Source organism: Paenibacillus sp. 276b (assembly GCF_900107875.1).
Classification (GTDB): Bacteria; Bacillota; Bacilli; order Paenibacillales; family Paenibacillaceae; genus Paenibacillus; species Paenibacillus marchantiae.
The window spans coordinates 788,583-813,040 of record NZ_FNRR01000002.1; the positions used below are offsets into that span (position 1 = coordinate 788,583).

39 protein-coding genes and 2 pseudogenes are annotated in these 24,458 nt (G+C 42.6%); 39 read left to right on the plus strand and 2 right to left on the minus strand.

Translation table 11 applies throughout. From position 1 onward, the window contains the following. Nucleotides 1–24: 24 nt before the first annotated feature. On the minus strand, nucleotides 25–531 hold the full coding sequence (locus tag BLV50_RS14505) for a PTS sugar transporter subunit IIA (protein WP_090808444.1): 507 nt from the start codon (nucleotides 529–531) through the stop codon (nucleotides 25–27). Continuing rightward, on the minus strand, nucleotides 528–1,412 hold the full coding sequence (locus BLV50_RS14510) for a PRD domain-containing protein (protein WP_244552152.1): 885 nt from the start codon (nucleotides 1,410–1,412) through the stop codon (nucleotides 528–530). The genes BLV50_RS14505 and BLV50_RS14510 overlap by 4 nt, the downstream gene beginning before the upstream one ends. A gap of 278 nt (nucleotides 1,413–1,690) precedes the next feature. Here BLV50_RS14510 and BLV50_RS33805 point away from each other — a divergent pair. The 39 genes and pseudogenes from BLV50_RS33805 to BLV50_RS14710 form a co-directional block, all read left to right on the plus strand. Beyond that, nucleotides 1,691–1,846, plus strand: a pseudogene (locus tag BLV50_RS33805) (IS1380 family transposase); the annotation flags it as partial. Nucleotides 1,847–1,962: 116 nt separating this feature from the next. Continuing rightward, nucleotides 1,963–2,391: a VOC family protein gene (locus BLV50_RS14520; protein WP_063564076.1), complete on the plus strand. Its 429-nt coding sequence runs from the start codon at nucleotides 1,963–1,965 to the stop codon at nucleotides 2,389–2,391. Between the two features lie 20 nt (nucleotides 2,392–2,411). After that, nucleotides 2,412–2,738 (plus strand): DUF962 domain-containing protein, encoded by a 327-nt coding sequence (locus BLV50_RS14525; RefSeq protein WP_063564077.1) that lies wholly within the window; start codon nucleotides 2,412–2,414, stop codon nucleotides 2,736–2,738. A gap of 42 nt (nucleotides 2,739–2,780) precedes the next feature. Then, a complete protein-coding gene (locus BLV50_RS14530) occupies nucleotides 2,781–3,491 on the plus strand; it encodes an AAA family ATPase (RefSeq protein WP_090808446.1) in 711 nt (236 codons plus the stop codon). A gap of 75 nt (nucleotides 3,492–3,566) precedes the next feature. Continuing rightward, complete coding sequence (locus tag BLV50_RS14535; protein ID WP_090808448.1) at nucleotides 3,567–3,881, plus strand: hypothetical protein; 315 nt, start codon at nucleotides 3,567–3,569, stop codon at nucleotides 3,879–3,881. Nucleotides 3,882–3,936: 55 nt separating this feature from the next. Then, on the plus strand, nucleotides 3,937–4,425 hold the full coding sequence (locus BLV50_RS14540) for a cysteine hydrolase family protein (RefSeq protein WP_090808450.1): 489 nt from the start codon (nucleotides 3,937–3,939) through the stop codon (nucleotides 4,423–4,425). A 440-nt stretch (nucleotides 4,426–4,865) separates the two neighbouring features. Then, complete coding sequence (locus BLV50_RS14550; RefSeq protein ID WP_256337957.1) at nucleotides 4,866–5,384, plus strand: GNAT family N-acetyltransferase; 519 nt, start codon at nucleotides 4,866–4,868, stop codon at nucleotides 5,382–5,384. 114 nt (nucleotides 5,385–5,498) lie between these two features. Then, the gene (locus BLV50_RS14555) at nucleotides 5,499–5,825 is read left to right on the plus strand and encodes a hypothetical protein (protein ID WP_177031192.1); all 327 of its coding nucleotides are present in this window, start codon (nucleotides 5,499–5,501) and stop codon (nucleotides 5,823–5,825) included. A gap of 232 nt (nucleotides 5,826–6,057) precedes the next feature. Continuing rightward, nucleotides 6,058–6,540, plus strand: a complete 483-nt coding sequence (locus BLV50_RS14560; RefSeq protein ID WP_090808455.1) for a hypothetical protein — start codon at nucleotides 6,058–6,060, stop codon at nucleotides 6,538–6,540. Nucleotides 6,541–6,619: 79 nt separating this feature from the next. Then, entirely contained in the window at nucleotides 6,620–7,081 is a 462-nt protein-coding gene (locus tag BLV50_RS14565; RefSeq protein ID WP_090808457.1) for an NUDIX domain-containing protein, read from the plus strand. 52 nt (nucleotides 7,082–7,133) lie between these two features. Further along, complete coding sequence (locus BLV50_RS14570; RefSeq protein ID WP_143038125.1) at nucleotides 7,134–7,796, plus strand: zinc dependent phospholipase C family protein; 663 nt, start codon at nucleotides 7,134–7,136, stop codon at nucleotides 7,794–7,796. Continuing rightward, complete coding sequence (locus BLV50_RS14575) at nucleotides 7,797–8,279, plus strand: GNAT family N-acetyltransferase (RefSeq protein ID WP_090808462.1); 483 nt, start codon at nucleotides 7,797–7,799, stop codon at nucleotides 8,277–8,279. It begins immediately after the preceding gene. A gap of 52 nt (nucleotides 8,280–8,331) precedes the next feature. After that, complete coding sequence (locus BLV50_RS14580) at nucleotides 8,332–8,835, plus strand: DUF4188 domain-containing protein (RefSeq protein ID WP_090808464.1); 504 nt, start codon at nucleotides 8,332–8,334, stop codon at nucleotides 8,833–8,835. Between the two features lie 56 nt (nucleotides 8,836–8,891). Continuing rightward, entirely contained in the window at nucleotides 8,892–9,404 is a 513-nt protein-coding gene (locus tag BLV50_RS14585; protein ID WP_090808466.1) for a hypothetical protein, read from the plus strand. Nucleotides 9,405–9,436: 32 nt separating this feature from the next. Beyond that, entirely contained in the window at nucleotides 9,437–9,712 is a 276-nt protein-coding gene (locus BLV50_RS14590) for a hypothetical protein (RefSeq protein WP_090808468.1), read from the plus strand. 1 nt (nucleotide 9,713) lies between these two features. Then, complete coding sequence (locus BLV50_RS14595; protein ID WP_090808470.1) at nucleotides 9,714–10,115, plus strand: hypothetical protein; 402 nt, start codon at nucleotides 9,714–9,716, stop codon at nucleotides 10,113–10,115. A gap of 35 nt (nucleotides 10,116–10,150) precedes the next feature. Next, nucleotides 10,151–10,504, plus strand: a complete 354-nt coding sequence (locus BLV50_RS14600) for an immunity protein Imm33 domain-containing protein (RefSeq protein WP_090808472.1) — start codon at nucleotides 10,151–10,153, stop codon at nucleotides 10,502–10,504. 47 nt (nucleotides 10,505–10,551) lie between these two features. Further along, complete coding sequence (locus tag BLV50_RS14605; protein WP_090808474.1) at nucleotides 10,552–10,962, plus strand: hypothetical protein; 411 nt, start codon at nucleotides 10,552–10,554, stop codon at nucleotides 10,960–10,962. Continuing rightward, complete coding sequence (locus BLV50_RS14610) at nucleotides 10,952–11,287, plus strand: hypothetical protein (RefSeq protein ID WP_090808476.1); 336 nt, start codon at nucleotides 10,952–10,954, stop codon at nucleotides 11,285–11,287. Before BLV50_RS14605 ends, BLV50_RS14610 begins: the two co-directional genes overlap by 11 nt. Before the next feature lie 246 nt (nucleotides 11,288–11,533). Then, nucleotides 11,534–12,211 (plus strand): HAD family hydrolase, encoded by a 678-nt coding sequence (locus BLV50_RS14620; protein WP_090808478.1) that lies wholly within the window; start codon nucleotides 11,534–11,536, stop codon nucleotides 12,209–12,211. Further along, complete coding sequence (locus tag BLV50_RS14625; RefSeq protein WP_072734136.1) at nucleotides 12,208–12,735, plus strand: hypothetical protein; 528 nt, start codon at nucleotides 12,208–12,210, stop codon at nucleotides 12,733–12,735. The genes BLV50_RS14620 and BLV50_RS14625 overlap by 4 nt, the downstream gene beginning before the upstream one ends. Nucleotides 12,736–12,773: 38 nt before the next feature. Continuing rightward, nucleotides 12,774–13,622, plus strand: a complete 849-nt coding sequence (locus BLV50_RS14630) for an adenylyl-sulfate kinase (RefSeq protein WP_090808480.1) — start codon at nucleotides 12,774–12,776, stop codon at nucleotides 13,620–13,622. Between the two features lie 102 nt (nucleotides 13,623–13,724). Further along, nucleotides 13,725–14,291, plus strand: coding sequence for a histidine phosphatase family protein (locus BLV50_RS14635; protein ID WP_090808482.1), 567 nt, complete (start codon nucleotides 13,725–13,727; stop codon nucleotides 14,289–14,291). A gap of 103 nt (nucleotides 14,292–14,394) precedes the next feature. After that, on the plus strand, nucleotides 14,395–14,907 hold the full coding sequence (locus BLV50_RS14640) for a nucleoside deaminase (protein ID WP_079696447.1): 513 nt from the start codon (nucleotides 14,395–14,397) through the stop codon (nucleotides 14,905–14,907). Further along, entirely contained in the window at nucleotides 14,904–15,281 is a 378-nt protein-coding gene (locus BLV50_RS14645) for a MerR family transcriptional regulator (RefSeq protein ID WP_090808484.1), read from the plus strand. Before BLV50_RS14640 ends, BLV50_RS14645 begins: the two co-directional genes overlap by 4 nt. A 33-nt stretch (nucleotides 15,282–15,314) precedes the next feature. Continuing rightward, nucleotides 15,315–15,953, plus strand: coding sequence for a Type 1 glutamine amidotransferase-like domain-containing protein (locus BLV50_RS14650; RefSeq protein ID WP_090808486.1), 639 nt, complete (start codon nucleotides 15,315–15,317; stop codon nucleotides 15,951–15,953). Between the two features lie 18 nt (nucleotides 15,954–15,971). Continuing rightward, nucleotides 15,972–16,867: pseudogene (locus BLV50_RS14655) on the plus strand (PhzF family phenazine biosynthesis protein). A gap of 26 nt (nucleotides 16,868–16,893) precedes the next feature. Next, nucleotides 16,894–17,688, plus strand: coding sequence for an aminoglycoside adenylyltransferase domain-containing protein (locus tag BLV50_RS14660; RefSeq protein ID WP_090808488.1), 795 nt, complete (start codon nucleotides 16,894–16,896; stop codon nucleotides 17,686–17,688). Next, the gene (locus tag BLV50_RS14665; protein WP_371129251.1) at nucleotides 17,654–18,085 is read left to right on the plus strand and encodes a cytidine deaminase; all 432 of its coding nucleotides are present in this window, start codon (nucleotides 17,654–17,656) and stop codon (nucleotides 18,083–18,085) included. The genes BLV50_RS14660 and BLV50_RS14665 overlap by 35 nt, the downstream gene beginning before the upstream one ends. Before the next feature lie 85 nt (nucleotides 18,086–18,170). Continuing rightward, nucleotides 18,171–18,503 carry a GNAT family N-acetyltransferase gene (locus tag BLV50_RS14670; RefSeq protein WP_256337958.1) on the plus strand — a complete coding sequence of 111 codons (333 nt, stop codon included), beginning with the start codon at nucleotides 18,171–18,173 and terminating at the stop codon, nucleotides 18,501–18,503. 65 nt (nucleotides 18,504–18,568) lie between these two features. Then, nucleotides 18,569–19,369, plus strand: coding sequence for an inositol monophosphatase family protein (locus BLV50_RS14675; protein WP_090808831.1), 801 nt, complete (start codon nucleotides 18,569–18,571; stop codon nucleotides 19,367–19,369). Further along, the gene (locus BLV50_RS14680; protein ID WP_090808492.1) at nucleotides 19,366–20,217 is read left to right on the plus strand and encodes a GNAT family N-acetyltransferase; all 852 of its coding nucleotides are present in this window, start codon (nucleotides 19,366–19,368) and stop codon (nucleotides 20,215–20,217) included. The genes BLV50_RS14675 and BLV50_RS14680 overlap by 4 nt, the downstream gene beginning before the upstream one ends. A 35-nt stretch (nucleotides 20,218–20,252) precedes the next feature. Further along, entirely contained in the window at nucleotides 20,253–20,849 is a 597-nt protein-coding gene (locus tag BLV50_RS14685) for an HD domain-containing protein (RefSeq protein ID WP_090808494.1), read from the plus strand. Nucleotides 20,850–20,895: 46 nt separating this feature from the next. Beyond that, nucleotides 20,896–21,345 (plus strand): NUDIX hydrolase, encoded by a 450-nt coding sequence (locus BLV50_RS14690; protein ID WP_076290022.1) that lies wholly within the window; start codon nucleotides 20,896–20,898, stop codon nucleotides 21,343–21,345. 20 nt (nucleotides 21,346–21,365) lie between these two features. After that, the gene (locus BLV50_RS14695; RefSeq protein WP_072734123.1) at nucleotides 21,366–21,698 is read left to right on the plus strand and encodes an HIT domain-containing protein; all 333 of its coding nucleotides are present in this window, start codon (nucleotides 21,366–21,368) and stop codon (nucleotides 21,696–21,698) included. 224 nt (nucleotides 21,699–21,922) lie between these two features. Further along, the gene (locus BLV50_RS32785; protein ID WP_162842428.1) at nucleotides 21,923–22,078 is read left to right on the plus strand and encodes a hypothetical protein; all 156 of its coding nucleotides are present in this window, start codon (nucleotides 21,923–21,925) and stop codon (nucleotides 22,076–22,078) included. Nucleotides 22,079–22,187: 109 nt separating this feature from the next. Then, nucleotides 22,188–22,964, plus strand: a complete 777-nt coding sequence (locus BLV50_RS14700) for a hypothetical protein (RefSeq protein WP_090808496.1) — start codon at nucleotides 22,188–22,190, stop codon at nucleotides 22,962–22,964. 202 nt (nucleotides 22,965–23,166) lie between these two features. Beyond that, a complete protein-coding gene (locus tag BLV50_RS14705; RefSeq protein WP_143038126.1) occupies nucleotides 23,167–23,682 on the plus strand; it encodes a hypothetical protein in 516 nt (171 codons plus the stop codon). 203 nt (nucleotides 23,683–23,885) lie between these two features. After that, nucleotides 23,886–24,452 (plus strand): GNAT family N-acetyltransferase, encoded by a 567-nt coding sequence (locus BLV50_RS14710; protein ID WP_090808500.1) that lies wholly within the window; start codon nucleotides 23,886–23,888, stop codon nucleotides 24,450–24,452. The last annotated feature ends 6 nt before the right edge of the window (nucleotides 24,453–24,458 follow it).

A 24,458-nucleotide genomic window follows, 5' to 3' on the forward strand; every position in this document is an offset into this window, starting at 1 on the left:
CTTCCTTTCTTTTTTAGATTCATGTTATTTGGGCAAGCTGACTTTCATGATAGTTCCCAAGCCCGCTTCTACGTTGCCATACGTCGGGTGTGACTCCCACGGCTGTTCTGCCGCATTCGCAACGATGACAGGGGTGATGACCGGATAACCAGCCGAAACGATAGCATTCAGGTCAAATTCGATCAGGGTCTGACCGACAGCGACCTGATCCCCGGTCTGCACTTGGGGTGAGAAGCCCTGTCCTTTCAGACTGACAGTATTCATACCGATATGCAGCAGCAGCTGTAGCCCAGAAGCATGCTCAATCATTACGGCATGATGCGATTTAATCAGGTGCACCACAGTGCCGTCGATAGGTGCGACCAGCCTGCCCTCCTGGGGAATCACTGCAACTCCTGGACCCATTAGTCCTTGCGCGAACGCTTCGTCAGGCACTTCTTCCAAACTGACGCAGGTTCCGGTGAGTGGGGAGACGACGGATATTGTCTCAGATGTTTTGGCAGATTTATTGTTTTTCCATTTCCAGATCATTGTGTGTTATCCTCTCTGTTGTTGGTTTTGGCTTGGGTTTGAAAAAGCCGGTATAAATGCATGGCGAGAAAAGCCGTTTCTTCCTCGGGTACCTCTGTACCCAAATCCTCGGCCATTACAGCACTTAGCTTTCTGGCCAGCTGGTATTCGGACGGATATTCATTTTTCACATATTGTGCGAAAGTGGGGGCCGTCATCGGCTGCTGATACAGGCGTTCCATGGAGAAGCGCAGGTGTATCAGGAGTCTTGCCTGGCTAAGGCTGCCCTGCTCAAAGCGAACGCCACCCTGCTCTTCAATAATGGACTGAAGCTTGCTGATCACATTGGATACCTTAACCAACTGTCCGACAGGGACGTGATTCACGGAGGAGTACACATGGTATGTCAGGAACCCGGCCTCATCCTCCGGTACCTCTACGCCAAATGCCTCTCCGATCATGGCCGCCGCTTCCGAGGCGATTTCGAATTCTTTCGGAAAACTGAGCTTTGTCTCCGTGAGGAAAGGATTCAGAATCTCCATCCCGTTGCGGATACGATATAAGGTGAACTGAATATGACTTGGAAGAGCAAGGTAGATCTTGTCATTCAGCTTGCCAGGAAACTGATCAGCGATGAGACGGATAATCTGATCAGAGATGTCGATGACATTGGGGTCCAAGTCCTTCATCAACTCCTGCGCCTGCCCCCACTCCTCCCGGTCCTCCAGCCGGAACCTTTTCTCAATCCGCGGATCATCGGACTGAATGGTGCTTTCCACCTTGAACGCAAATCCCAACCCTTTGCCGATCAGTACGTACTCCTTGGTATTCTGGTGCGACCGGGCCAGAACAATATTGCTGCCGACGACCCGCTCCACCTGCAGCATCATTCCTTTACTCACGGTTCACCGCCTCCTCGTTTCTAAAGTTAACGCTTCCAGGTCTCCGGAACGCAAAAAGAGCCAAGAAGCGAGTATAGTCTCATGTTCGCTTCTTGGCTCATGCCCTCTGGGGTGGTAACACGCCAATTCATTTTATGTTTTTATGCAGAACGTTCTTCCTACATAATATAGAAGCTGATCTGCCGCCGTCAACCATAATTTTGTCATCCGTTTGTTCGTCGTTTAATATAGGGGATGTGTAAATGAAAAGCTACCTTCGCCATGAAAGACTGATGCGGGGAAGCAACTGCGTCTATTCGGCTTCGATGCTCATGGATTATCTGACGGACTGCGCGCTTCTCGGGCACACCCGCTTTTAGCATATGAACGCTTTGCAATCCGATCCAGACTATCAGAGGGTCAACGAAATCAAGCGATTCCCGGACGAAAGCACGTGACGAACGGCCTCAATCCCCGCTATCAAGGTCGTCCTTCGTACAAGGTGTGGCAGGAACGGGAGAACTCATCCACATTCCGAATTCATGTTAAAAAGATATGGGAGGAATAATTTATGGTTCCACAACGAGTGAGTCTGGTCACCATTGGTGCAATGCATCTGCCTGAGCTGCGTTCGTTCTATCAGAAGCTTGGGTGGAGTGAGACCGCAATCAGTTCAGATCAATACAGTGTTTTTGAAACAACAGGTGTATTGCTATCGTTATATCCCATTCAGGAGCTGGAGAAAGATACGGGGATGATATTCAGTGTATCTGATGGGTTGAAAGGAACGCTGCTGGCCATCAATGTGGATCAAGCGGAAGACGTTGACGATACCATTGTGAATATCCGCGCTGCCGGAGGCAATGTAATCAGAGAGCCATATGACGCTGCCTGGGGCGGGAGAATCGCTTATTTCCTGGACCCGGAGAATAACTGCTGGGAAGTCACTTGGAATCCAACCGCCGTATTTGATGAAAAAGGAGCCATGATCACATTTTAGGGTGAAATGAGTGTGACCGGATGTTGAATCGTGTTCGCAAAGATTTGCGTTATTATCTTCAGGAACATCAGGATCGGAACAACCTCATCTTGCATTATTTCGCATTTTTATCGGCGTTTGCGGCTTGGATTTTCTTGTTTATAAATTTTAAAGTCATGCTGGTTCTGGCACTTATCCATTACGCCCTTTCCTGGATTGGGCACTTCTATTTCGAAGGCAACAAACCGGCGGCATTCCGATATCCGCATATCGGTTTTTATGCCGGGTTCACCTGGTTTTTTATCAGGACCATTGAGATCATCACCCGCAAAGAAATCATCCATCCGTGGATCAATAAACAGGACTGAAACCACAGGAGTCGAACTTTATAAAATAGTAGGAGTGTGTCTATGTATCTTCGAAGTGTGGAGTTACTGTCTGCTAAAGTCGAGAATCCGGATCAATATCCGTTTCACATACCGTCCATACAGTCTCTGGAGCGATTGGAATTCAACAATAACATTACTTTCTTTGTTGGTGAGAATGGATCGGGTAAGTCCACACTGCTCGAAGGTATCGCTCATCAATGTGGATTTAACACAGCAGGGGGCGGGAAAAATAATGCATTTGAGATTGATGCTGCTGAATCATCATTAGGTGACTATTTGCGGCTATCCTGGTTGCCCAAAATCACGAATGGTTTCTTCATGCGCTCGGAGTCCTTTTATCAATTTGCATCGCATGTAGATAAATTGGGGCCGGAGTCGCTCAAGTATTATGGTGGGCGTTCGTTGCATGAACAATCCCACGGGGAGTCTTTTCTCAATCTGTTCGTGAACCGATTCAATTCCAAAGGCATTTATCTGCTCGATGAGCCCGAAGCCGCCTTATCGCCAGCCCGTCAACTCTCCTTGTTGCGCATTCTGCATGATCTATCAGGCACTTCCCAATTTATTATCGCGACGCATTCGCCGATTCTACTGGGATATCCGGGAGCATGCATTCTGAGCTTCGACGATGGGATTCAGGAAGTGGAATATGAGGATACAGAACATTATCAGATCACCCGCAGTTTCCTGGAAAATCGCGACCGGATGCTGAATGAGTTGTTCAAGGACTGACTTTGATTTTAATGCTAAGAAGTGTTTAGATCAGTATCAGCGACTCAAATATCAAGTAAGTAGGGACGGATGATTATGAATGATAAAGACAGACCCAGATTAATAAGTTGGAAATTTGATGATAAAGTAGAAAGTGATAACTCGAAAGAGTGGAATTGGGTCGAGATCACAATGAACTTTTCAGACGATTCTAGGCGCTGGAGTATTCTGTACACCCCAGAGCGGCTCCTTAATAATCTTTCAAGAGAAGGAATTGATCCACCCGGGCTGCATATGCAGCAACTTATTGTCGTAAGGAGTTATTCCGTGGAGGATATTGAACGAGTATTAATATATTTTGATGAGGAAGATAGTCTAATAGAGGCATCAAGGGCTTATCCGGAGGAATAACGAATAAATCAGATGAAAGTAAGAATAACACTACAGTGTATTAAGGAGAAATGATATGAAAATAGCTTTTATGATCTTGGATATGCAAGAAAGTATTGTACGGGATAAATTAGATCAAAAAGCAATAGACCGCGCTTGTGAATATATCAATCATGTTGCAGACGTGCTTCGTTCGAGCGACCATGTGGTAGTTCATGTCCAAGACGTGGAAGGGATGGAGGATTCAAATTCTGAGGCGTATCGGATTATTTCTGAGGTTGATGTGAATGAGAAGGATCTTAAGGTTACGAAGGAGAGCTCCAATGCATTCTGGCAGACAGACTTGGAGCAGATTCTGAAGAGTAACGGTGTAGAGCTGTTGATCATATCGGGATTTGCCGCCGAGGAATGTGTTCTGTTTACTTATAATGGCGCGATGGAGCGAGGATTTAGACCTGTCATGTTGCAAAATGGAATTCTCAGTACGCATCCTGAAGCAGTGATTTCGACCTATAGAGACCGGAACGTGATTTCTTATCCAGTAGTTAATTATCTAATCCATTGAGTCTCAGTCGGAGGTGATGGTTTTAAATATGCTTAGCATCGCTTTGATCATGTGGATTGCAGTAGTGTTAGTACTTTTCGTTCAGGGGTTGAAGAAAGGATCTCCACTTATGCTGTTTTTCGGTGTGATATCGATCCTGGCACCCATACTTACGTTCATAGGTTGGCTGACTTTTTTACCTTTTGTTAATCCCGTTGCACTTGCTATTGCATACCTAGGGAAGAAAAAGCAAACGACAAATATGCTTAAAAGGACTCTGTAAAGGGTCTATTTTTTTATACATAAGCATCTTCTCCAAGACAGGATACTTCACGATTTAAATCACACTTTGCCTATATCTGCTGTGGTTGAAACGATATATTGAGAGCAGGACACAGCAAGCGCGCAGTGTATATCGATAAGGTTGAGCGTAGATCACATGATAAGGGAGATATGCAATGATGATGAATGTACAAATCACGAGTATTTTGGCAGAAAAGAAGGAATTATTTCTTAACCTCTACAACTTGTATTTATATGATCTTTCCGAATTCTCGGGTGAGGATTTGCTAGAAGAGGGGAAATTCGATCCAACGAATACCTATCTCTATCTGGAACGGGCGGAATTACATCCGTTTTTTATCCATTATGATGGAAAGGTAATCGGATTTTTGCTGGTTTGCTCTCCTCCTTATGTAGATGAGGATATCGACTTTACAGTTCAAGAACTGTTTCTGGTCAAAAAGTATCGTGGACAAGGATTGGCGGTTCAAGCGGTTGATCTGGTGTTTGCACAATTTCAGGGCAGATTCAAAGTGGAGCAATTGGCTAATAACCGATCAGCTGTTTCATTCTGGAAAAAATACTATGAACAACATCACATTGAATATGTAGAGTCTGAGTATAGCATTGAAATTGAAAACATCGCTGGCAGCCATTGGATTCTGTCTCAAACCTTTGTACGTGCAAGAACGGACTAGATATATGTAATTGTAGCTAGGAAGGATGATTATTTGATTGTTATAGTAGCTTCAAAAGGCAGGTTCAGGTGGATTTCAGGAATATTTCAAGCAGAAGAGGTAGCGCTACATTACATGGAACAAATTCCCGAAGAGCTGAAAGAATACCAAAATTTAATTCACGTAGAGGATATGAAATTTCCTTTTTATATTATTGAGAGTCGAGGGGATTTTCAGTTTCTAACTAAAGATGAAGTGATTGTACTTTTCAATCATACGGACGTGTCAGAAGACGAAGATGAGGTGCACTTCAATATCTATACGGTTGATTCCGATTACAGACCGAAGAAGCCGGGCACAGACTATATGGGCATACTTCATCATGATCATGTGACCAATGAATTTATTGCGAAGTACAAAGAAAAAGGAACTGAGATTCTGGTCAAAAAAAGGATCTTTTAGATGTAAAGTAACAGAATAGTGTTACTATTTCAATTATCTAACTATATATTCAATTAGATTCTGTTTGCCTTCCTTCTTTTGGAGTCAAAAAAGGATCTTTTTGTATTTTGTCTATTTTCAAAAGGAGTTGAAAGTGCACAATTCTGAACTTAAAACCACTTCGTATTTACCAATAAATGGGTTATGATGAAATGAAAAGGGGACTACCAAAGAAAACGGGGGTTCGGATAGCATGCCTATTCATAATTTTGTTATTGAAAATAAGTCGGAAATCAATGAATCTATCTACACCTCCTACTCATGGGATGCTCATGGAGTTATACATAAAAGTAGACTAATGGCAGAGGAACATGCTTACTTGGAAGATGAGTTCATTTCATACATTCAGGATTCTCTTAACTGGCTGAATACATGGAACCCATCTACCTGTAAAAGATGTAGTGGACTGAACAATTATGGGATAACGGTTATTGAAGAAAAAGATGCTTTGTCGAAGTTTCATCAACTAATTAGCGCATGGATTGATGTATTCAACCTTGCTCCTGATCAGTTCAATCTTACAGGGGATTATTGTTTTGATGGAAATGAACAGAGAGGCTATTATGAGAAACTCATATATAACAGAGTTGAATTAATAAACGAATTAAACAAGCTTGCCAATATGGCAAAAGATGCAGGGCTAAATGGGAAATGCATTTTGCATTTTGGTATTTGATCTTTTAAAGTGAAATTTTCTTATGGAACATAGCTGCTGACTAAAAGGGGAAGCGAGCCATTAGAGAGGAGAATGATGAATGACAAGCCGCATTGTGGTTACGGGCGGAGCTATTATCCGTGATCATATGGGTAGAATACTGCTGCAAAAAAGATCAGATTATGGCGATTGGGGATTACCTGGTGGTGGTATGGAGCCCGGTGAGAGTATTGAAGAAACTATGATTAGAGAAGTAAAAGAAGAAACGGGGCTTGACGTGAGTTCATATGAACTGGCATCCATCTACACAGGTGAGAAAATGAAATATACATATCCGGATGGCAACGAGGTTGTATTTGTAATGTTCTTGTTCAACGTCACCGCGGAGTTGGGTGGGAAACTTGATGATGATCAAACAACCCTTTTATTTAAAGATGAACAGAATGAATCACTAGAGCTTGTTTTTAAAAGTCTAGATGAAATTGATATTTCCACAATCAACAAGGTACAGAAGCCTATGTTGGTAGATTTGATACAAGGGGAACTCACAATTCTGCGTTAAGCCCTAGAGGATATAAAGAAGATTTTGAGAGGGAATAGGGAAAATATAGTTTGTGAGTAAATTAAAATCCCTGATTTTAATAGAGAGAGGAGCATTTATTATGCCTTGGCCCATGGTTCATTTTGCAATCGCATCTGAATTATTATCTAATCCAACCCCTGAATTTATAATGGGAAGTCTTGCTCCTGACTCCATTCATGTGAGAACGAATGAAAGAGCCGAAAAGGCAAAAACTCATCTCATGCCAGAGACAGCACGATTCGCAACAGACGAAGAGCTCAGGGCATTTTTCAATTCCAACAAGAAACGTGCGCAGAGTGAGCCTAAGTTCATGCAATATTTGTGCGGTTACATTTCTCATGTATATACGGATCGGGTTTGGACTTTCGAGATTTATCCTGCATATGAAGTTCATCCGAGTGGACGAAGTATTTATACGCAGGATGTTACGAAGCTGGAATTTATGATTTTGAGAAGAGGGTCTGATGGCCAGGATTTATTGAATAAGCTGGAAGCAGGTCAAGCATTTGACTTAGGTGGATTGCTGGAGCAAGAGGTGTATCAGTATAGAAAAGAAAAAGTAGACTTTTTGAATAACTTTGAAAATGAGCCCTTAGGTGATTTGAACATTTTATCTATGGAAGCTATAGAAGAATTTATACAAACAACGGCCCAAAGACTTAGACATTTGTTTACAAAGTGGGAGGTATTCTAAATGGAAAAACGGATTAGCCTCGCCCCATATAATGAGAAGTACGCTCAAGACTTGGCTAATTTTGTACTAAGTGATGAACAGGTTCATTTTACTGCATTGCCTGCGGAAGTGATGGAGGAGGCATCGCAAAATCCGAACAAATATCCGGTAGTGATTTTAAATGATGAGACTCCAGTTGGTTTCTTCATATTACATAAAAATTCTGAATACGTAGAGGAACGAGATACTTCCCGTACAATACTGGTACGTGCGTTATCCATTACGTTAGAACATCAAGGGAACGGGTATGCACTCACTGCCATGAGGGAACTGCCTACACTGGTTAGGCAGCTTGATCCGAAGGTCGATGAAATTATTTTAGCTGTGAATGAGGGGAATATTGCAGCACAAAAGCTGTATCTAAAAGCAGGTTTTCTGGATATGGGCGAGCGGAAAATGGGCATCAAAGGTCTTCAACTGATTTTGCAATATAGAATGGTTTAGGGCATGAATTACGGCAAACAAGACGGCTTATTTGATGAAAAGGAGGACTAATGTGGCGAACATACACAAGGGAAGATATTCGGCTGAGATCGATGGCGAGTTTGTTGTTTTTATTATTGGAATGAGAGTTAATCGCCTGTGGGCCATACATAAGTGGTTGCCTGTTTTTAAATCCATGGGCCCGATGATCAAAGAACTGTACGTGAACCCAGATACCGGGTTTCTGGGAACGGAATTTTTTATGAGCTGGCGTGGAGTGACTCTGCTGCAATATTGGAGATCTTATGATGAATTGGAGAAATACGCACGCGGTGGCCTGCACTTGGAGGCTTGGAAACGATTTAACAGTTCCGTTGGATCGGATGGAAGCGTGGGGATTTATCATGAAACGTACAAAGCTCAATCCGGTTCATATGAGACCATCTATGCGAATATGCCCAAATTCGGGTTGGCTAAAGTGTCTAACCATGTTCCAGCGACAGGCAGGAAAGAAACGTCCAGACGTATAATGGGTGGAGAGAGTGATCCCGCAGTAGAAACACCAAAGAATCCTTAACAAATGACTAGTGTAGTTCGAATGTACAATCATCGCAAGTAGAGAGGAGCATGTTATTGAAAGTTAATGTCAAACCAGAAGATTTGGGTTCTGAGCAGCTTAGCTGGCTATGTGTCCAACCGATGTTGATCTCCGTTCGTGGTAAAGATGTTGCAGCAAAGGTAGAGGTATATCGGCAATTACATGAAGGACAACAAGCGATATTTTTGTTCTATTCCTATCATAACCATACCAAGAGCTTGGCGGAGTTTTATTGGTTTTCGGCGTACAACATTATCGACATGAAGAGCTGGAATGGAATTAAAAACGGGATGCGCTATTTTAACCAAGATGAAATGGTAACTCTCCTGGACGACATTGAGCGTTTGATTACAGATGAAAATAAAGATGGAGACACGTGGCGTGAGGTTCTGCCCACGGATTTGGAGAAAGACCCGATCCTGCTGCAAAGAACGGAAGAACTATACGTTAAATATCGAGCCGCGGCTCAGGAAGCTATTTTACACATGAATGAAATAATTCGGCAAAATCAGGAGATGTATCTGGAGATTACGGAGATCAACGCCTAAAGTAATCTCAAAATATAAGGAGTGATCATTTCATGAAATCTCCAGGTGGATCTATTTTTCCTTATTATTATAAAGGTGGAGAAATCCATTGTCTGAAATATGGCAGCAAGCATAAGGACCAAGATAAGCTTTTCGATGTGATGAGACAAGAAGAGGCTTTCATCTTAGGGATCAATAAAAAGCTCAAGGTTTGGGTGGATATGTATGAGACGAAGATTACCAAAGGAGTCTTGGATCAGTTAATCTGCAACATAAATAATCTCAAAGATCATGTGGATAAGCTCTCATTTGTAGGCAAGGGGTACTAAAATGAACGAAGAAGAGATCTTGGAGTTGTACGGTTTAGATCCAGATACCAGACATAGGGAGCAAATCAGAGAGTTGTTGCAGCAAGAGATTGAGAATCAAGAAGCAGTGGATCATGAGTATCTCAAAACCTTATGTATTATGTTATTCTGCATAGGAAATGTAGAGGACACTGGGCTGATCTGGCAGGCAAAACGCAAGAATCAGGATACGGGCAGTTATATTGATGTGCAGCTTCTGTGTGGTGCCGGTTATGAGAAGACAGTGACTTATCTGGAGCAGAATCTCGAGGACTCAGCGGGAGAGCAGTTGAATTATCTTAGACAGTGTGAGTTATATGACTTTGTTGATTTTTCCAAAGAGGAGTGGGTCTCTACCTATAAAAAATATTATGAACTACCTTAGTCATATACAACATGTGAGAAATGAGATGATCAATGATGACAAATGCTGCTTCCATCCAGGAACAGATTCAGATGTGCCAGAAATATAGCGCAGACTATGTAACCAGCGAACTGCACCATAAGATTGGAATCGCCTGGAACGTCAAAGAGAAGTTGGAACCGATCCACGGAATGCGTATTCAGCCCGAGGGAGATACAACCGGTTGGTATATTTGGGCAGAAAAATACTCGGATACAGATGATTTTTTTGTACCTTTACATGTAACACACATCGATGACTGGGACCCAAAAATTAAGAAGTACCTCGGACTTGCGCCGGGATGGCGGTTTGTGATTGCAGAAGATTATGAGGATGTATGGTTTGATGGGCAGTTGCTTAACAGATTATAAGCAGAGCAACCAATGAGTTAAAATGGAACTTTGAAAGGGGTCATAAAATGGCAAGTGTGCATGATAACATCATATTAAGTTACGAAGTCGATTTGGAGAATGAGAAGATTAGGATGCGTACACGTTCGCATCATCCTGAATTGCATGGTGATACGGATATCCTTTTCTCGGATGTATTGGCACATTCATTTGATACTCCGTTGCAAGGCAGCATTATCTTCGATATTGACGACGTTGGTTTGGATTATTTTATTAGTTACAATCGCGATTTGTTGGAGAAAGGGAAAGGTCAGGGCTGGCCTATCATGTATGAAACTGATGAAGAACTGGAAACCAAGTTGCTCGAGGGGGAATATCTGTACTTTGTCATTACATCATCATATGGATTAAGTGGCTGGGTATTGGCTAAAAAGCTTGAAATGATAACAAAGATACGGAATGAAAAAGATGAAGAATAGATTTGGTTATGAACCGAACTTGATCCGTAAAATACTAGTTATGAGTCTTGTCATTTTAGTTGTCATTATGATTATTACCAATCCATCCAGAACAGATTTCTATACATGGCTGGAAAGCGAGTATGGTATACATGTCTCCTACGACATCAATGAAACGACGTATACACAGATCACGAACGGCCAGGAAAGAAGTCTTAATTTCAGAAGCGGACATATACAGCATGTGGGAATCTTTACTACGTATAATGAGACTTTTATGGATGCTGAGGGTAATGAGATCAACATTAAAGCCATTGGTGTAATGAACATGTTCTTTAAAAGATAGTTGGTTTCTGTTCTATGATGTTGGAAGTTGTAAAGGCTTTATCGATATACCACGCTTCTTTGTATGATGAAAACATGCAGAGCATCGTGGTTTTTGTGTTGAGCAAAATCCGTAAGGAGGGGGAGGATTACGTTATTTGGTTCATTCGCAAATTCCACATTATGGGTTATGATGTACCTACAGAGAAAATTTAACATACATAGGAAGTTTTTCGGGGATTGAGATTATTCCAGTAGGAGGAATAGAATGAAAGCTATTTTCCTTGATTTCTATGGGACAGTTGTTCATGAAGATGATGATATTCTACCCGTAATTTATAAACAAGTTCAAGCGACAGCGCAGGTGGAATGTACAACGGATGAGATCGGTGCTTACTGGTGGAAGGCTTTTTCAACATTGTTTTATGCAAGCCACGGCAGCCAGTTTACCACGCAAAGAATGCTGAATGTGCAATCTCTGGCAGAAACGCTTCTCCATTTCAAATCGGATCTGGAAGCTGAGTCGCTTAATCAGGAACAGTTGGCACATTGGCGTAACCCTGGCATATTTGCTGATTCAATTCCCTTCCTTCATTCTCTTAAAATTCCAGTATATATCCTGTCCAATATCGATACTGATGACGTGAAAGCTGCAATGAAGGCACATAACATTGAAGTGGCCGGAGTGATTACCAGTGAGGATGTTCGTTCTTATAAACCAAGGTCAGAGATGTTTGATGAAGCGATCAACAGGTATGGTTTGCAGCGAGATGAGGTGATCCATATAGGCGATTCTCTGGTAAGTGATGTACAAGGAGCGCAAAATGCGGGAATTAAGGCTATCTGGTTGAATCGAAAAGGAAAACTCAAACCGCAACAGATTACACCGGATTATGAGTGCAAAGATCTTGGCGAAGTTGTGCATATGTTGGAGGCTTGGATATGAAAAAGTTAACCGTGTTGTCGTTATTATTTCTGTTCTTAATCGCCTGTCAGGATAAAACAACCCATGAAGCTGTACAGAAACCAACGATTCCTGTGACGGAAAGCGTTACTGATGAAGCAATCGAGCAGAAGGACGATGAAGCAGAAGCACCCAAAAAAGACAAAGGCATCCCTCCTGTTTACCTTGATGAAACGAAGTACACAGGTGATGAACTGGAAATCGTCAAACTGATGAACGATCGCATGCGTTATATGTGGGAAGAGGATGAGAAGGGCTATATGAGCCTTTTTGATCCACAATCGCCAGTCTCGGGCATGCCAGTCTCAGGATTTTCAGGTTTTAAAGTTCGCAAGATCATCTCTATGAGTGATATCAACATTCGAGAGCAAAAGAAGCTTTATGAAGCACTTGTGATGGTTACTGAATTAAGAGAGAACGAGGAGGAGGCCAGCTCTAGCATGGTGTTTAGGAAAAAGAAAGCGGATGGCGATGCTGCGAAGTGGATCTTTGCAGACATCGATTAACAACGACTGAATGAAAAGAAGTTAAGGGTGATGAAATCATGACAAAACAATTGATACTTATTGAGGGATTACCGGGTTCAGGAAAGTCGACGATTGCCAAGATGGTTTCCGAGATTCTGACTGAGCATGGCAAAAAGGTGCAACTCATCCAGGAAGGGAATCTGGATCACCCTGCTGATTATGATGGTGTGGCCTTTTATTCTGCGGAAGAGTTCAGATCTTTGGTGGATGCTCAGGAGACGTGTAAACATATATTGGAGAGCAGAGCAACAGCCTATCAAGAGGGTTTTCTGATTCCTTATCGCAAAATGAAAGAGGAATTCGGAGTGGATTTCCCCGATCATGTGGTGCAGGAGATATTTAGCAAAGATATTTACGAACTACCTTTTGAACAAAATGTGAAGCTGATCACCGAAAAATGGCGGAGTTTTACCGAAAGCGTGATAAGTGCGGATGATGATTCCATCACCATATTCGAATGTTGTTTCATTCAAAATCCACTGACCATAGGTATGGTGAAATACAATCAATCCAGAGAAGAAAACGTGCAATATGTTTTGGAATTGGAGCGCATCGTTCAACTATTAAATCCGCTATTAATTTATGTACATCAGCAGGATCTTGCGCACACCTTTGACAAGGCAATCCAGGAAAGACCCAAGGAATGGTCAGATGGATTCATACAATACTACACAAATCAAGGATGGGGACTCGCGAAAGGATATCACGGTGTTGAGGGCACGGTGAAGGTTCTTCAGGCAAGAAAAGAGTTGGAGACCGAGATTTATCAGTTACTGAAGATGGACAAACACTGGCTGGACAATTCGGAATATAACCGGGCTGCTTGTCAGGAGGAACTGGTGAAGATCCTGAAAGTTTCACTTTGAGATACTAAAGTACAAGTACAAGATTTCTTAGCACGGCAATACAATACATAACGGAGGTTTATTTTTATGTTATTTCTTGAGGCAACGAAATAGGAGGAGCTTATGGATCTCACATTTATTCGTCATGGTCACGCTGAACATTTGCTTCATTATCCTCATCAGCTAAACCAGTTGCATCCGGGACTTACTGAACAAGGAAAGAGGCAGGCAACTGAATTACGAAAGCAGATTAAATTCTTACCGGAAGACATCGTTTTGGTGAGTCCTACGAAACGAACGATAGAAACGGCATTCCTCTTAACATCAAGCGATAAACTGACAGTCTGTCCACTCGTTGGCCCGAGAATGTTCCCTCAAAACCCGGAGTTCCCCGTTCTGCGCTGTGATCAGATCTATTCGAAAGACGAATTAAATGCTCAGTATACGGGGCTGCGAATTCTTGATTTTGAACTTGATTGCTGGTTGGATGGGATTAATCGAACGGAAGAACATCTATTTGAGGCTTATGCTGGACAGCTAATTCAATGGTGCAGAGAGCAGAGCGGAAGAACTTTTATCATTTCACATGATGGTACGATAACAAATTATAGAGCTTTTCTTGGAGAGCAGGGGTTAACCCGAAGTGACTTTCTAGGCGAAGCGGGTCATTACACGATTAGAGATCTGTAATAGAGAAGAGGGGACATTGGACATGAACCCTTTTCTCGGAATAGTTTGAAGAACCAGGACTTTATTTTGTAAGCGGTCAATACTACACTAAGGGGGATTTTCCGTGAGATTATCGGATTATGAATATTTAGTTTTGGCTCTGGAAGAGGCAGATCAGGCGCTAATAGAAGGAACCTATCCGATTGGAGCGATAATTGTGGATATGGATGGGGATGTAGTGAGTAAAGGAAGAAACCGAGTCTTCTCTGAATGTGATCCCACCGCACACGCTGAAGTCGATGCTATCCGTCAGGCAGGGCAACATTTGCTGGATGTAAGTAAGAAGCGATACACGAAGAATGACCTGACCCTCTACTCCACCTGTGAACCTTGTCCCATGTGTTCAGGCACTATATTAATGTCGGGAATTAAGAAGATTGTATGGGCAGCGGATGATGAAGGGTATGGCGGGCTTAGACGTTTTAAGGAGGGCCCTCATTTTATCCATCTGTTCGACACACTATCCTGTGTTGCAGCGCCATATCTTGATTTGGAAAATAGACAGCGGGCATTGCTTGCCCAATGGAATATTGGTAGAGGATTGCTTAATACAGAGTGGGAGACTCCCAAACAATGAAATCCATTCCGAACTCTATTTTACTAGCCAGTGTTATTCTGGGAATATCGTTCATAGTTGGCTGCCTGTTGCTATCAAATCAGTGGAGAGCTAGTGAATCGGCTCAGGTAGTGGAACAGGATGTGCCGAACAATAATAAAACATTAATGACGATCCAAGAAACGGCGGAGTATCTGAGTATGACTAAAGAACAGGTGATGGACATTATTAAGGCTGAACAAGGAAGTTTCTCGGCATCGGGTTTCTTTGAAGGGAAAATGTTTCCTTTCATCAAGGTTCAAGATCAATTTTTGGTTAGTAGAATCGAGTTGGAATTGTGGGCTCAGGACGCATCTTCAAGTCATAGAAGGTATATTAATGGGCAGATGTATTAAGTAATCTGGAGATTAAGAAAGGGAGAAATTCAAATGACCAAGCTGGTTTTGTTAAGTGACTTATATTTCGAATCTAACCACGAACTAAATCAGAGGATATTGAGTTTGTTCAACTCTGACCAGCCTTCCATCGGTTATGTGCCTTCGTGTTCCGACCCGGGACGGAACTATTTCGAGCATACGAGACGTTACTATAATCAACTGGGAATCAAATCAATTGATTATTATGATCTAGACCTAGAATATGAGGAAAACAGATTCAATACGATTTTTGAAACCGACGCGATTCATTTATCTGGAGGGAATACATTTTATTTTCTAAGTTTATTGCAGAAGAGAAATGCAATGGGATTGTTGCGTTCCTATGTGCTTAAAGGTGGCATTCTGATTGGTGTTAGCGCAGGCAGTATTCTAACTACACCAACGATTGAAATGGCCGGATATGGTAAAGATGCAGACGAGAACCATGTTGGATTAATGGACAAGCAGGCTCTGGCGCTCGTTGATTTTGAATTTTCACCGCACTGGGATGGAACGGAAGAAGCTTTGGATTCATTAAGAGATTACGCGCGAGACAACTCTACAACAATCTATGCTTGCAAAGATGGTGGCGGGATCGTTATCGATGGTGAAGTGGTAGAGTCCTATGGCGATGTACGTTGTATAAACTGAAAATAAGGTGGGTTTACAATGAGTGAAATCACTGTATATCATTATGATGCTTTTTCGACGGTTCCTGGTAAAGGAAATCCGGCTGGAGTCGTCTTTCATGCCGATTCGCTCAGTGAAGAAGCGATGCAGCAGATTGCGCATAAAGTCGGCTTTAATGAAACGGTCTTCGTGATGAGTTCAGTAGTTGCAGACGTTAGATTACGATATTTCACACCGGGTCATGAGATTAATCTGTGTGGCCATGCAACAATGGCATCCATGTATGGGTTAAAGACTAGAGGGCTACTGGAGGATAAACAGTCGATCACTATTGAGACTAATGTAGGCATATTGCCGATTCAGTTCCAGCAGGATGGCGATACGATCAACATTGAGATGAAGCAGGATCAACCCCGTTTCATGCCATTCCAAGGTGACATAGAGAAGCTGGCAAAATCCATTAATCTAACCACGGATGATATTGATCTATCCACACCTATAGTTTATGGAAGTACAGGCACCTGGACTTTGTTGATACCGATTCGCAAACTGACTTCTTTCCAACAAATGAAACCGGATTCTTCTCTATTTCCTGAGATATTAGATGAAAATCCGAAAGCTTCTCTGCATCCATTTGCTTTGGAAACCCGCGATTCAGATGCGCTAATGCATGCCAGACATTTTTCCTCGCCGTTTTCGGGAACTACGGAGGATCCGGTTACGGGAACAGCTTCCGGTGTGATGGGTGCCTATTATTTGGAGTATAAATGAATTCTGGAATGGATCAGACTCATTTTGTTGTGGAGCAAGGGCATGAGATTGGCAGAGATGGGAAAGTTCATGTCAGTGTGGTCAGAAATGGACAGGACATGGATGTCAGAATACGAGGCACGGCTGTTTTTGTGGAAGAAATGAAAGTGGAGTTGAATACGTAACAACGTAAATGAAGGAGAGGGTTTAGGTGGATGAACAGGCGGTATTACATACAGTTTCTCATTTGTTACAAGAAGAATGTTCGGACTCTTTGGTAGGAATTTATTTGCACGGGTCCATGGCTATGGGGTGCTTCCTTCCTAATCAAAGCGATATTGATATACTGGTGGTATGCCGGGAGCAGCTGTCTGCTGATACCTATCGAAGGATTGCGAAGAGATTGATGCAGACCGAAGATGAAATGCATATTGTCACAGGGTTTGAACTTAGTATTGTTTTGGAGTCTACGGTTGCTAAACTGACGTTTCCGACTCCATTTGAGTTTCATTACTCGGGGTATCACCGGGAAAAGTATAGAACTGATGATCAATATCTTTGCGGTGGATACGAAGATCCGGATCTGGTAGCACATCTGGCCGTTATTGTTGACCGTGGAATTGTGCTTGTCGGCAAACCGATTAAGGAGTTATTCCAGCCCGTAAAACGTGAATATATGTTGGCCTCTATTACATCTGACGTTGGTTCAGCTATGGAAGAAATAACGGAGAATCCTGTCTACTATGTTTTGAACCTATCACGGGTTCTATTGTATGTGAAAGAGTCGGTTATATACTCCAAGCGAGAAGCAGGCGAGTGGGCACTCATTCATATTTTACCGAAGTACAAAGAAGTCATCTCACAATGTATAGCAAAATATAACGGAGAGCTGGAAAGCGTGAATCTAAGTGATGATTTACTTCTGGATTATGCGAAGTACATGTTGGATGAAATAAAAAGGAGACATCATGATGATTATAACGACAGAGGATCTGGAACTGATTGAAGCAGCAAAGAACGTAATTTTGCGTTTGTATCAGGAGGGCAAGCATCACGTTGGGGCAGCAGTACGAACTCGATCTGGAAAAATATTTACGGCGGTACATCTGGAAGCCTATATCGGTCGTGTCTCAGTATGCGCGGAAGCGATTGCTATAGGTAAAGCCATTTCGGAAGGGGAACATGAATTCGAAACGATCGTGGCCGTAAGACATCCCGAAGTTGATCCTAATGATGCACCGAACGGAGCGGAAATCCAGTTAGATGTGGTATCTCCTTGCGGTATTTGCAGAGAACTGATTAGTGATTATGGGAAGGACACACAGGTCATCTTGCAGGGAGAAGAGGGTTATTCTAAAACAACGATTGGGCAGCTATTACCACAAAAATATACAAGAACATAATAAGGAAGGTTGACTGTGATGTTTGAGATAGTTGATATTCGGCAAAAGCCGGACATGCTGCAGACGGGATTGCATTGAGCGTTCCGTGGAAACCGAGAGTGATGTACCCCGATTTTATGTACTGTTGGATGGGGACAGGATTGTTGGAGGATATGCTCTGTTAAGGAGTGATTTGAATAGCCGCCAGGATCTGTTCCCGTGGTTTGCGTGCCTTCATGTTGATCCAGAATACCGAGGCAAGAACCTTGGTGGGCAACTACAGAATCATGCGATTAATGAGGTGAAGACGAAGGGCTACGATAAGCTGTATTTATGTACGGATTTGACGGACTATTATGAAAAAAATAACTGGGCGTATATCGGTAAAGGATATTTGCTAGATGATGAAGAGACTCGGATCTATGAAATATGCATATAAAGGAAAGCTTTAATAACAAAAGAAAAAGGGAAATACGGATCCAGTAACCGAACGGAGTGATTGTCATCGAACAAACCATTCGTTTAGCTCAAGACCTTGCGGAGAGAGTCATTCGAAAAGCAGGAGAGGTTGCTAAAGAGCATTTTGATCAGATCACCTGTGCAGTGGAGAAGGGCATCTTTGGTGATGTTGTTACTGAAGTAGATCATGAAGCAGAGCGGATAATATGTGATGAAATTAGCATTCGTTTTCCCGATCATGAGATCCATAGTGAAGAGCGGGGGCATAACGGACAGAAGAGTGACTGGCTGTGGATGATTGATCCGTTAGACGGAACAAACAACTTTGCCATTGGCCTACCGATATTTTCCGTTTCCATTACATTAATGTATCGTTTAGAACCCGTCCTCGGAGTTATTTACGAACCTCTGGTGGATCGTTTGATTGTGGCATCACGTGGGAATGGGGCAAGTTGTAATCAGAACCCCATGAAAGTCCAAAAGAAAGAGCATATTCATAAAGGGACCATTGGATGGATTCAGGGACATCAGGTGCAAAATGAGGAGAAGGCTGTACGGCTACGTCAACATCTGGATGTTTGCTTCAAACGAATGATGCGATTATGGGCTCCAACCTTACAGTGGTGCATGTTAGCTAAGGGGGATATTGACGGCATTGTGCTCTACAATTCGGAAGGTGACGATTTGTATTCAGGCATATTAATGGCGAAAGAAGCAGGTGCCATTGTTATGGATTTTGAAGGGATTCCCTTTGAAGGCATGAATTCAGAGCCATATCTGATTGCCTGCCATCCGGATCATCGTGAGTATTTCCTGAGTGTCGTTCGGGAGGGAATGAACTCATGATTAGCGAGCTTAATAAGCATGAATTCTGTAAGTTGAGGCACTTCACGGACTTATACAGAAATATTGAGGTGAAGGCCGTGGTATCTGGGTTGAATCCTGGCCGAATCTACGTTGATGATGCAGCAAATATCACAGCAGCGTTAATTTGGGTGAAGGGACAAAACGGTTTTCAGTTGGTCGGAGACGCTCGAAGTGAACCCTTCCTGAATGAATTGGAAGATTTCATGAAAGAACACATAGAACCTGAGTTATTAAGATTAAATATCCACACAGTCGAGGTAGGTGTGGCGGATGAAAGCTGGGAAGATGTGCTTCATCATATGGCCGCGAATAAAGAGCTCTATAGCGATATTCAGCATGTATTCACATTGGATTCAGACCAAGGAATGACTGAACATCTACGTCATCCGGGTAGTCATGAAGGGTATGCTTCTCAGAATGAGGTGGTCAGGCTTCTTGAATTAGACGAGGCATTACTGAAAGCTGGGAAGTTCAACAATCTATCTTTTCTGAAGGACAAAGTCTCACGCTTTTGGGATAACATGGATGAGTTCTTGGAACATGGCTTTGGATACATTGCAGTACAAGGCGAGGATATCGCGAGTGTTTGCTTTTCGGCGTTTATATCAGATCAGTGGCATGCAATTGATATTGAAACTATCGAAGCCTACAAGAGAAGGAATTACGGTGCACGGGTAGCGCGAGCATTTGTAGAAGAATGCAGGATTAAAGGTATTCATCCGTATTGGGACTGTTCCCCAGATAATGCAGGTTCAATACGTTTGGCAGAGGGTGTGGGTATGTCTCTGAACTTTGATTACAGAGTTTACTGGTACAATCTCTCTTGATAGGGTTTGGAAAAAAATGCTGAAAGGAGACTTAAATGAACGAATCATTACAGAGTCAGATTCAATTTCTAATTGAGATTGATAAACTGAAAACGATTGAACGAAAAACGAGAATCATCCATGGCGACAGACTTGAAAATGATGCGGAGCATTCATGGCATCTGGCGATGATGGCCTTGATTTTGCAGAGTCACTCCAACAAGGAGGTGGATATTCTCAAAGTCATTAAGATGCTTCTTGTTCATGACCTCGTTGAGATCGATGCCGGAGATACATTTGCCTACGATACGGTAGGGCATGCGGATAAATATGACCGAGAGATCAAGGCTGCGCATCGACTATTTGGGATTTTACCTGAGGAACAAGCCGAAGAACTGTTGAACCTATGGCTGGAGTTTGAGGCAAAGGAGACCAACGAAGCGCAGTTTGCCTCGTCGATGGATCGGTTGCAGCCGTTGATCCACAATCATCAGAATGAGGGAGATACGTGGCAGAAATACAATATAACAAGTGAACAGGTGTTAAATAGAAATCGTGAGATTGAGAACGGTTCCAAAACATTGTGGACGTACGCACAGCAGATTATCCAAAATTCCGTAGACAAGGGAATCTTGACTAAATCCAAGTCTTAGAGACACGTTGTTGAACTTATCTGATTACAGACGGGGGAAAATCTTTATGGGATATATCATGGAGTTGAGAAAGCTGGTGGGTTCGCGCCCTCTAATCATGGCTGGTTCATGTGTGTTGGTCTTCAATGAGCAGGGCCATCTGTTATTGCAAAGACGTACAGATAGTCTGGATTGGGGAACCCTTGGCGGATCATTGGAACCGGGAGAATCTTTGGAGGAAGCTGCTGCCCGTGAATTATATGAGGAAGCTGGACTGAGAGCGGGTGCCTATAAACTCATTACCGTTTTCTCTGGTCAGGACATGTATTACAAGTATCCGCATGGAGATGAAGTATATAATGTCATGGCTGTCTATGAGGCTACTGAAATTCAGGGCGAACCAACGGTCATGGATGATGAAGGACTGGAACTACGTTATTTTGATCTGAGTATACCCATCCCAGAGATTAACCCGTTCACGGAATATGTGCTGAAAAAAGCGGGATATATTAACTAAGTAGTGAAAGGGGATCGTATATGACACAGGATTTTTATTGTGATGAAGTGCTTAGTGGTAATACCAAAGTAAATATCGTCATGGAAACAGACAAGGTGCTGGCTTATCATCATACCCGACCATACTACAAGCATCATATTGTTGTTATTCCAAAGATCCATATCCAATCGTTCATTTCACAGGAAGAAGCTAATAATGATGAACTATTACTGGAGATCATGCGGGTTATCAAAAAGGTTGCTGCGGACATGGTTGTCCAGACGGGTTCTTCCAAAATCGTAACCAACCTGGGCACTTACCAGGATTCGAAGCATCAACACTGGCATGTGGTAAGCGGTGAACGTATCCAATAAAATAAGTCTTAAGTAGAGTCTTCCTGCCGGATGTTCGGGGGAAGACTTTTTGAATTTAATGATTAGAATTCACTCTATCAAGAATGAGGAATTTGATTGGAGAAAGTAAATGGAGGTAAAATATGCTAAAATAGTTTGGTGAATTAATAAATTGAACTATTTATCAATCATGATGATCATATGAATTATGAATTCAGTACGTTGATAAAAAAGGAGGAATTGTGATGAGCTTTTCATTCATTTCAACATTCGCAGTTTTATTTAACTTGGTGTTATTCGGTTTGGGTGTATATGCCCTCATTTTATTTATCAAACTTGCTAAACTCGGGATTCAGGCGTTGGACATTTATCTATATGAGAAACGAGGAGAACGGTTCTAAGCTGTAGAAATCTCACTCAACAATAGAATTATCATTTTTCTCTCAGTGTTTTATTGTTGTTCTATTGATATGATTAATTCATTATTCAACTAAAGAGAGGGTAAATGACATGGATACTTTTTTAGAGCAAATCAACGAATTGCAGGAGCTTCAAAAAGATTTGGTCAGTATACATCCTTTATTCGCAGACTATTATCCCGTGGTTGTGGCATTTGAAACTTTATTATATATCTATGATTATTCGTCCAAGACACAGCAATATGAATGGGTGAAAACCGTCCCGGATGACCTGAATATTCCCGAAGGATGCCTTGCGGCGTTTCGAGTGCATCACATGGATGAGCGGATGTGCGCAGTGGTGACGGATGCGGCGTTCCAAAATTTTGAGCAGAAAGTCTATCTCTTTCATGAATTTGTCCATTGTTACGTAAATGAGCATTACACCGACATGGGTGACCGACTTGAGATCAAACATAAGATGGAGCAAATCAAACGTGTAACATGGGAACTGGATTATGAGTTTCCTTATGACAATGAGATGGTTGTCCAGCGGATCACTTCGTTGCTGTCAGCCTTGAAGAGTAAGGATCTCATACAAGTGAAAGAGGCGAGATTAGCTCTCTTCAGCTCTTTGAGTGAAGAACAAGGGGAGTACTTCAACTGGCTGGAATGGAACGAAGGTTACGCGCGCTATCTGGAGAATCGAATACGGGAGAAATTTGGACTGGAAATCAATCATATGGGGGATACAGCTCCGTTTAATCGTCTTGTTTTCTATGAGTGCGGGTCCGAATACATAAACCTGCTCGTTAACGAACAGCCGGATCTTCATACGGATTTGGAGCAGTTATTTGTGAGGATACAAACAGAGCGAGTGCAGGGTTGAACACCGGGTATAGTTCCCAAATTCATTACGGACGTAAAGATAAGTGCTTTCGTGGCCGATACTGCACAGCGTTTAAAAGTCCTGCTCCAAGGATGGGACACCGAGCTGCAGCATGTCAGCATAAGCATCTAGAGCTAGATACAGATGATTGCTTAGAGAGTGAGTACTATGTGTTTAGTTTAGCCGGGAGGTATATATGCTAATGAAAAAAGCAGGGATTCTCTTAGTTCTCTTCGCGGTGCTCCTTGCAGGGTGCAACCATCCAATTGGAACTAATTCTAATCCGAAAGAAGCTCTACCTTCGCTCATTACATTAACATGCAACCCAAACTTCATAACTGAAGCGTGCGAGGATGTCAAAATTGAAGATCCTGTTGAGATTGGAATCGTAATCGAGGCTATAAACAAAGCGGAGCGTATATCGGGAAGTCTTGATTATAGCGCGGAGTACAAGATGATCTTAACAGATGCAGATGGGTCCTTAACGAAGTATGATTTTTCCATAGGCAAAGATCCCAAGCAGTCAGCCCTTCTGGTTAACCATGAGGATACTCACGTAGGATACAGCGTACCCATAGAGGATGCAAACCGAGTGAGGAAACTGATCCAGAGTCATACGGACTTACACAGAAGATTACAGGTTACCTTCGGTAAGTCAGTTTACTATATAAATTCAACAAAAAATTACACGATAACGGAGAGGACAGAAAAAACCTAAAGAAGCGAAGCTAAAAGCTTTCTGAAAGAAAGCTGCATCGGAAGCATCAGCTTCGCCTTTCTCCCCGGATTTTACCCTTTGAAAATAGGAATCAAAAAAATCTGGGGATAACAGCGATCGGAAGGTTGTTCTGTCATCGGAGTGGCAAGTGTAAATATTCTTTGGTTTAATTTATATATCTATTGAAACGGAGAGAAGGTCATATGAGTCACCTGATTACCATTCAACCTTTAACAGCATCGGATATGGAGGGTGCCTGCAGGGTATTCGAGACATCCATAACGAATGCATTTACACAGGAAGGGCTGGGTTCCCTGCACGAAGACATACGCGATGAAATTGAACACAAAAAAGCGATGCTTTACGCAGCTTTGCATCCTGACAACAAACAGGAATTGAATGTTTTCTTCTTGCTGGCCAAAAGGGAAGATACCGTCGTAGGCACTATTTCGTATGGACCTTGCGGCGAGGAGATTCAAGAATGCACCGACCACCAACTGAACCATGTAGGAGAATTGGGTAGTCTCTACGTTCTGCCAGAGGTTCAGGGTCAGGGAATTGGCTCTGCTCTCATTCATGCCTTGGCTACTGAACTTCAGAGACGTGAGATTACGCAATTTTGCCTGGATAGTGGATACCGGATAGCCCAGAAGAAATGGCAGCGGAAGTTTGGAGAACCCTATGCCGTGGCAAAGAACTACTGGGGTGAAGGCACGGACCATATGGTGTGGTTATGTAATGTGAAGGATTTTGCTGCAATAAATGACTAAGAGATG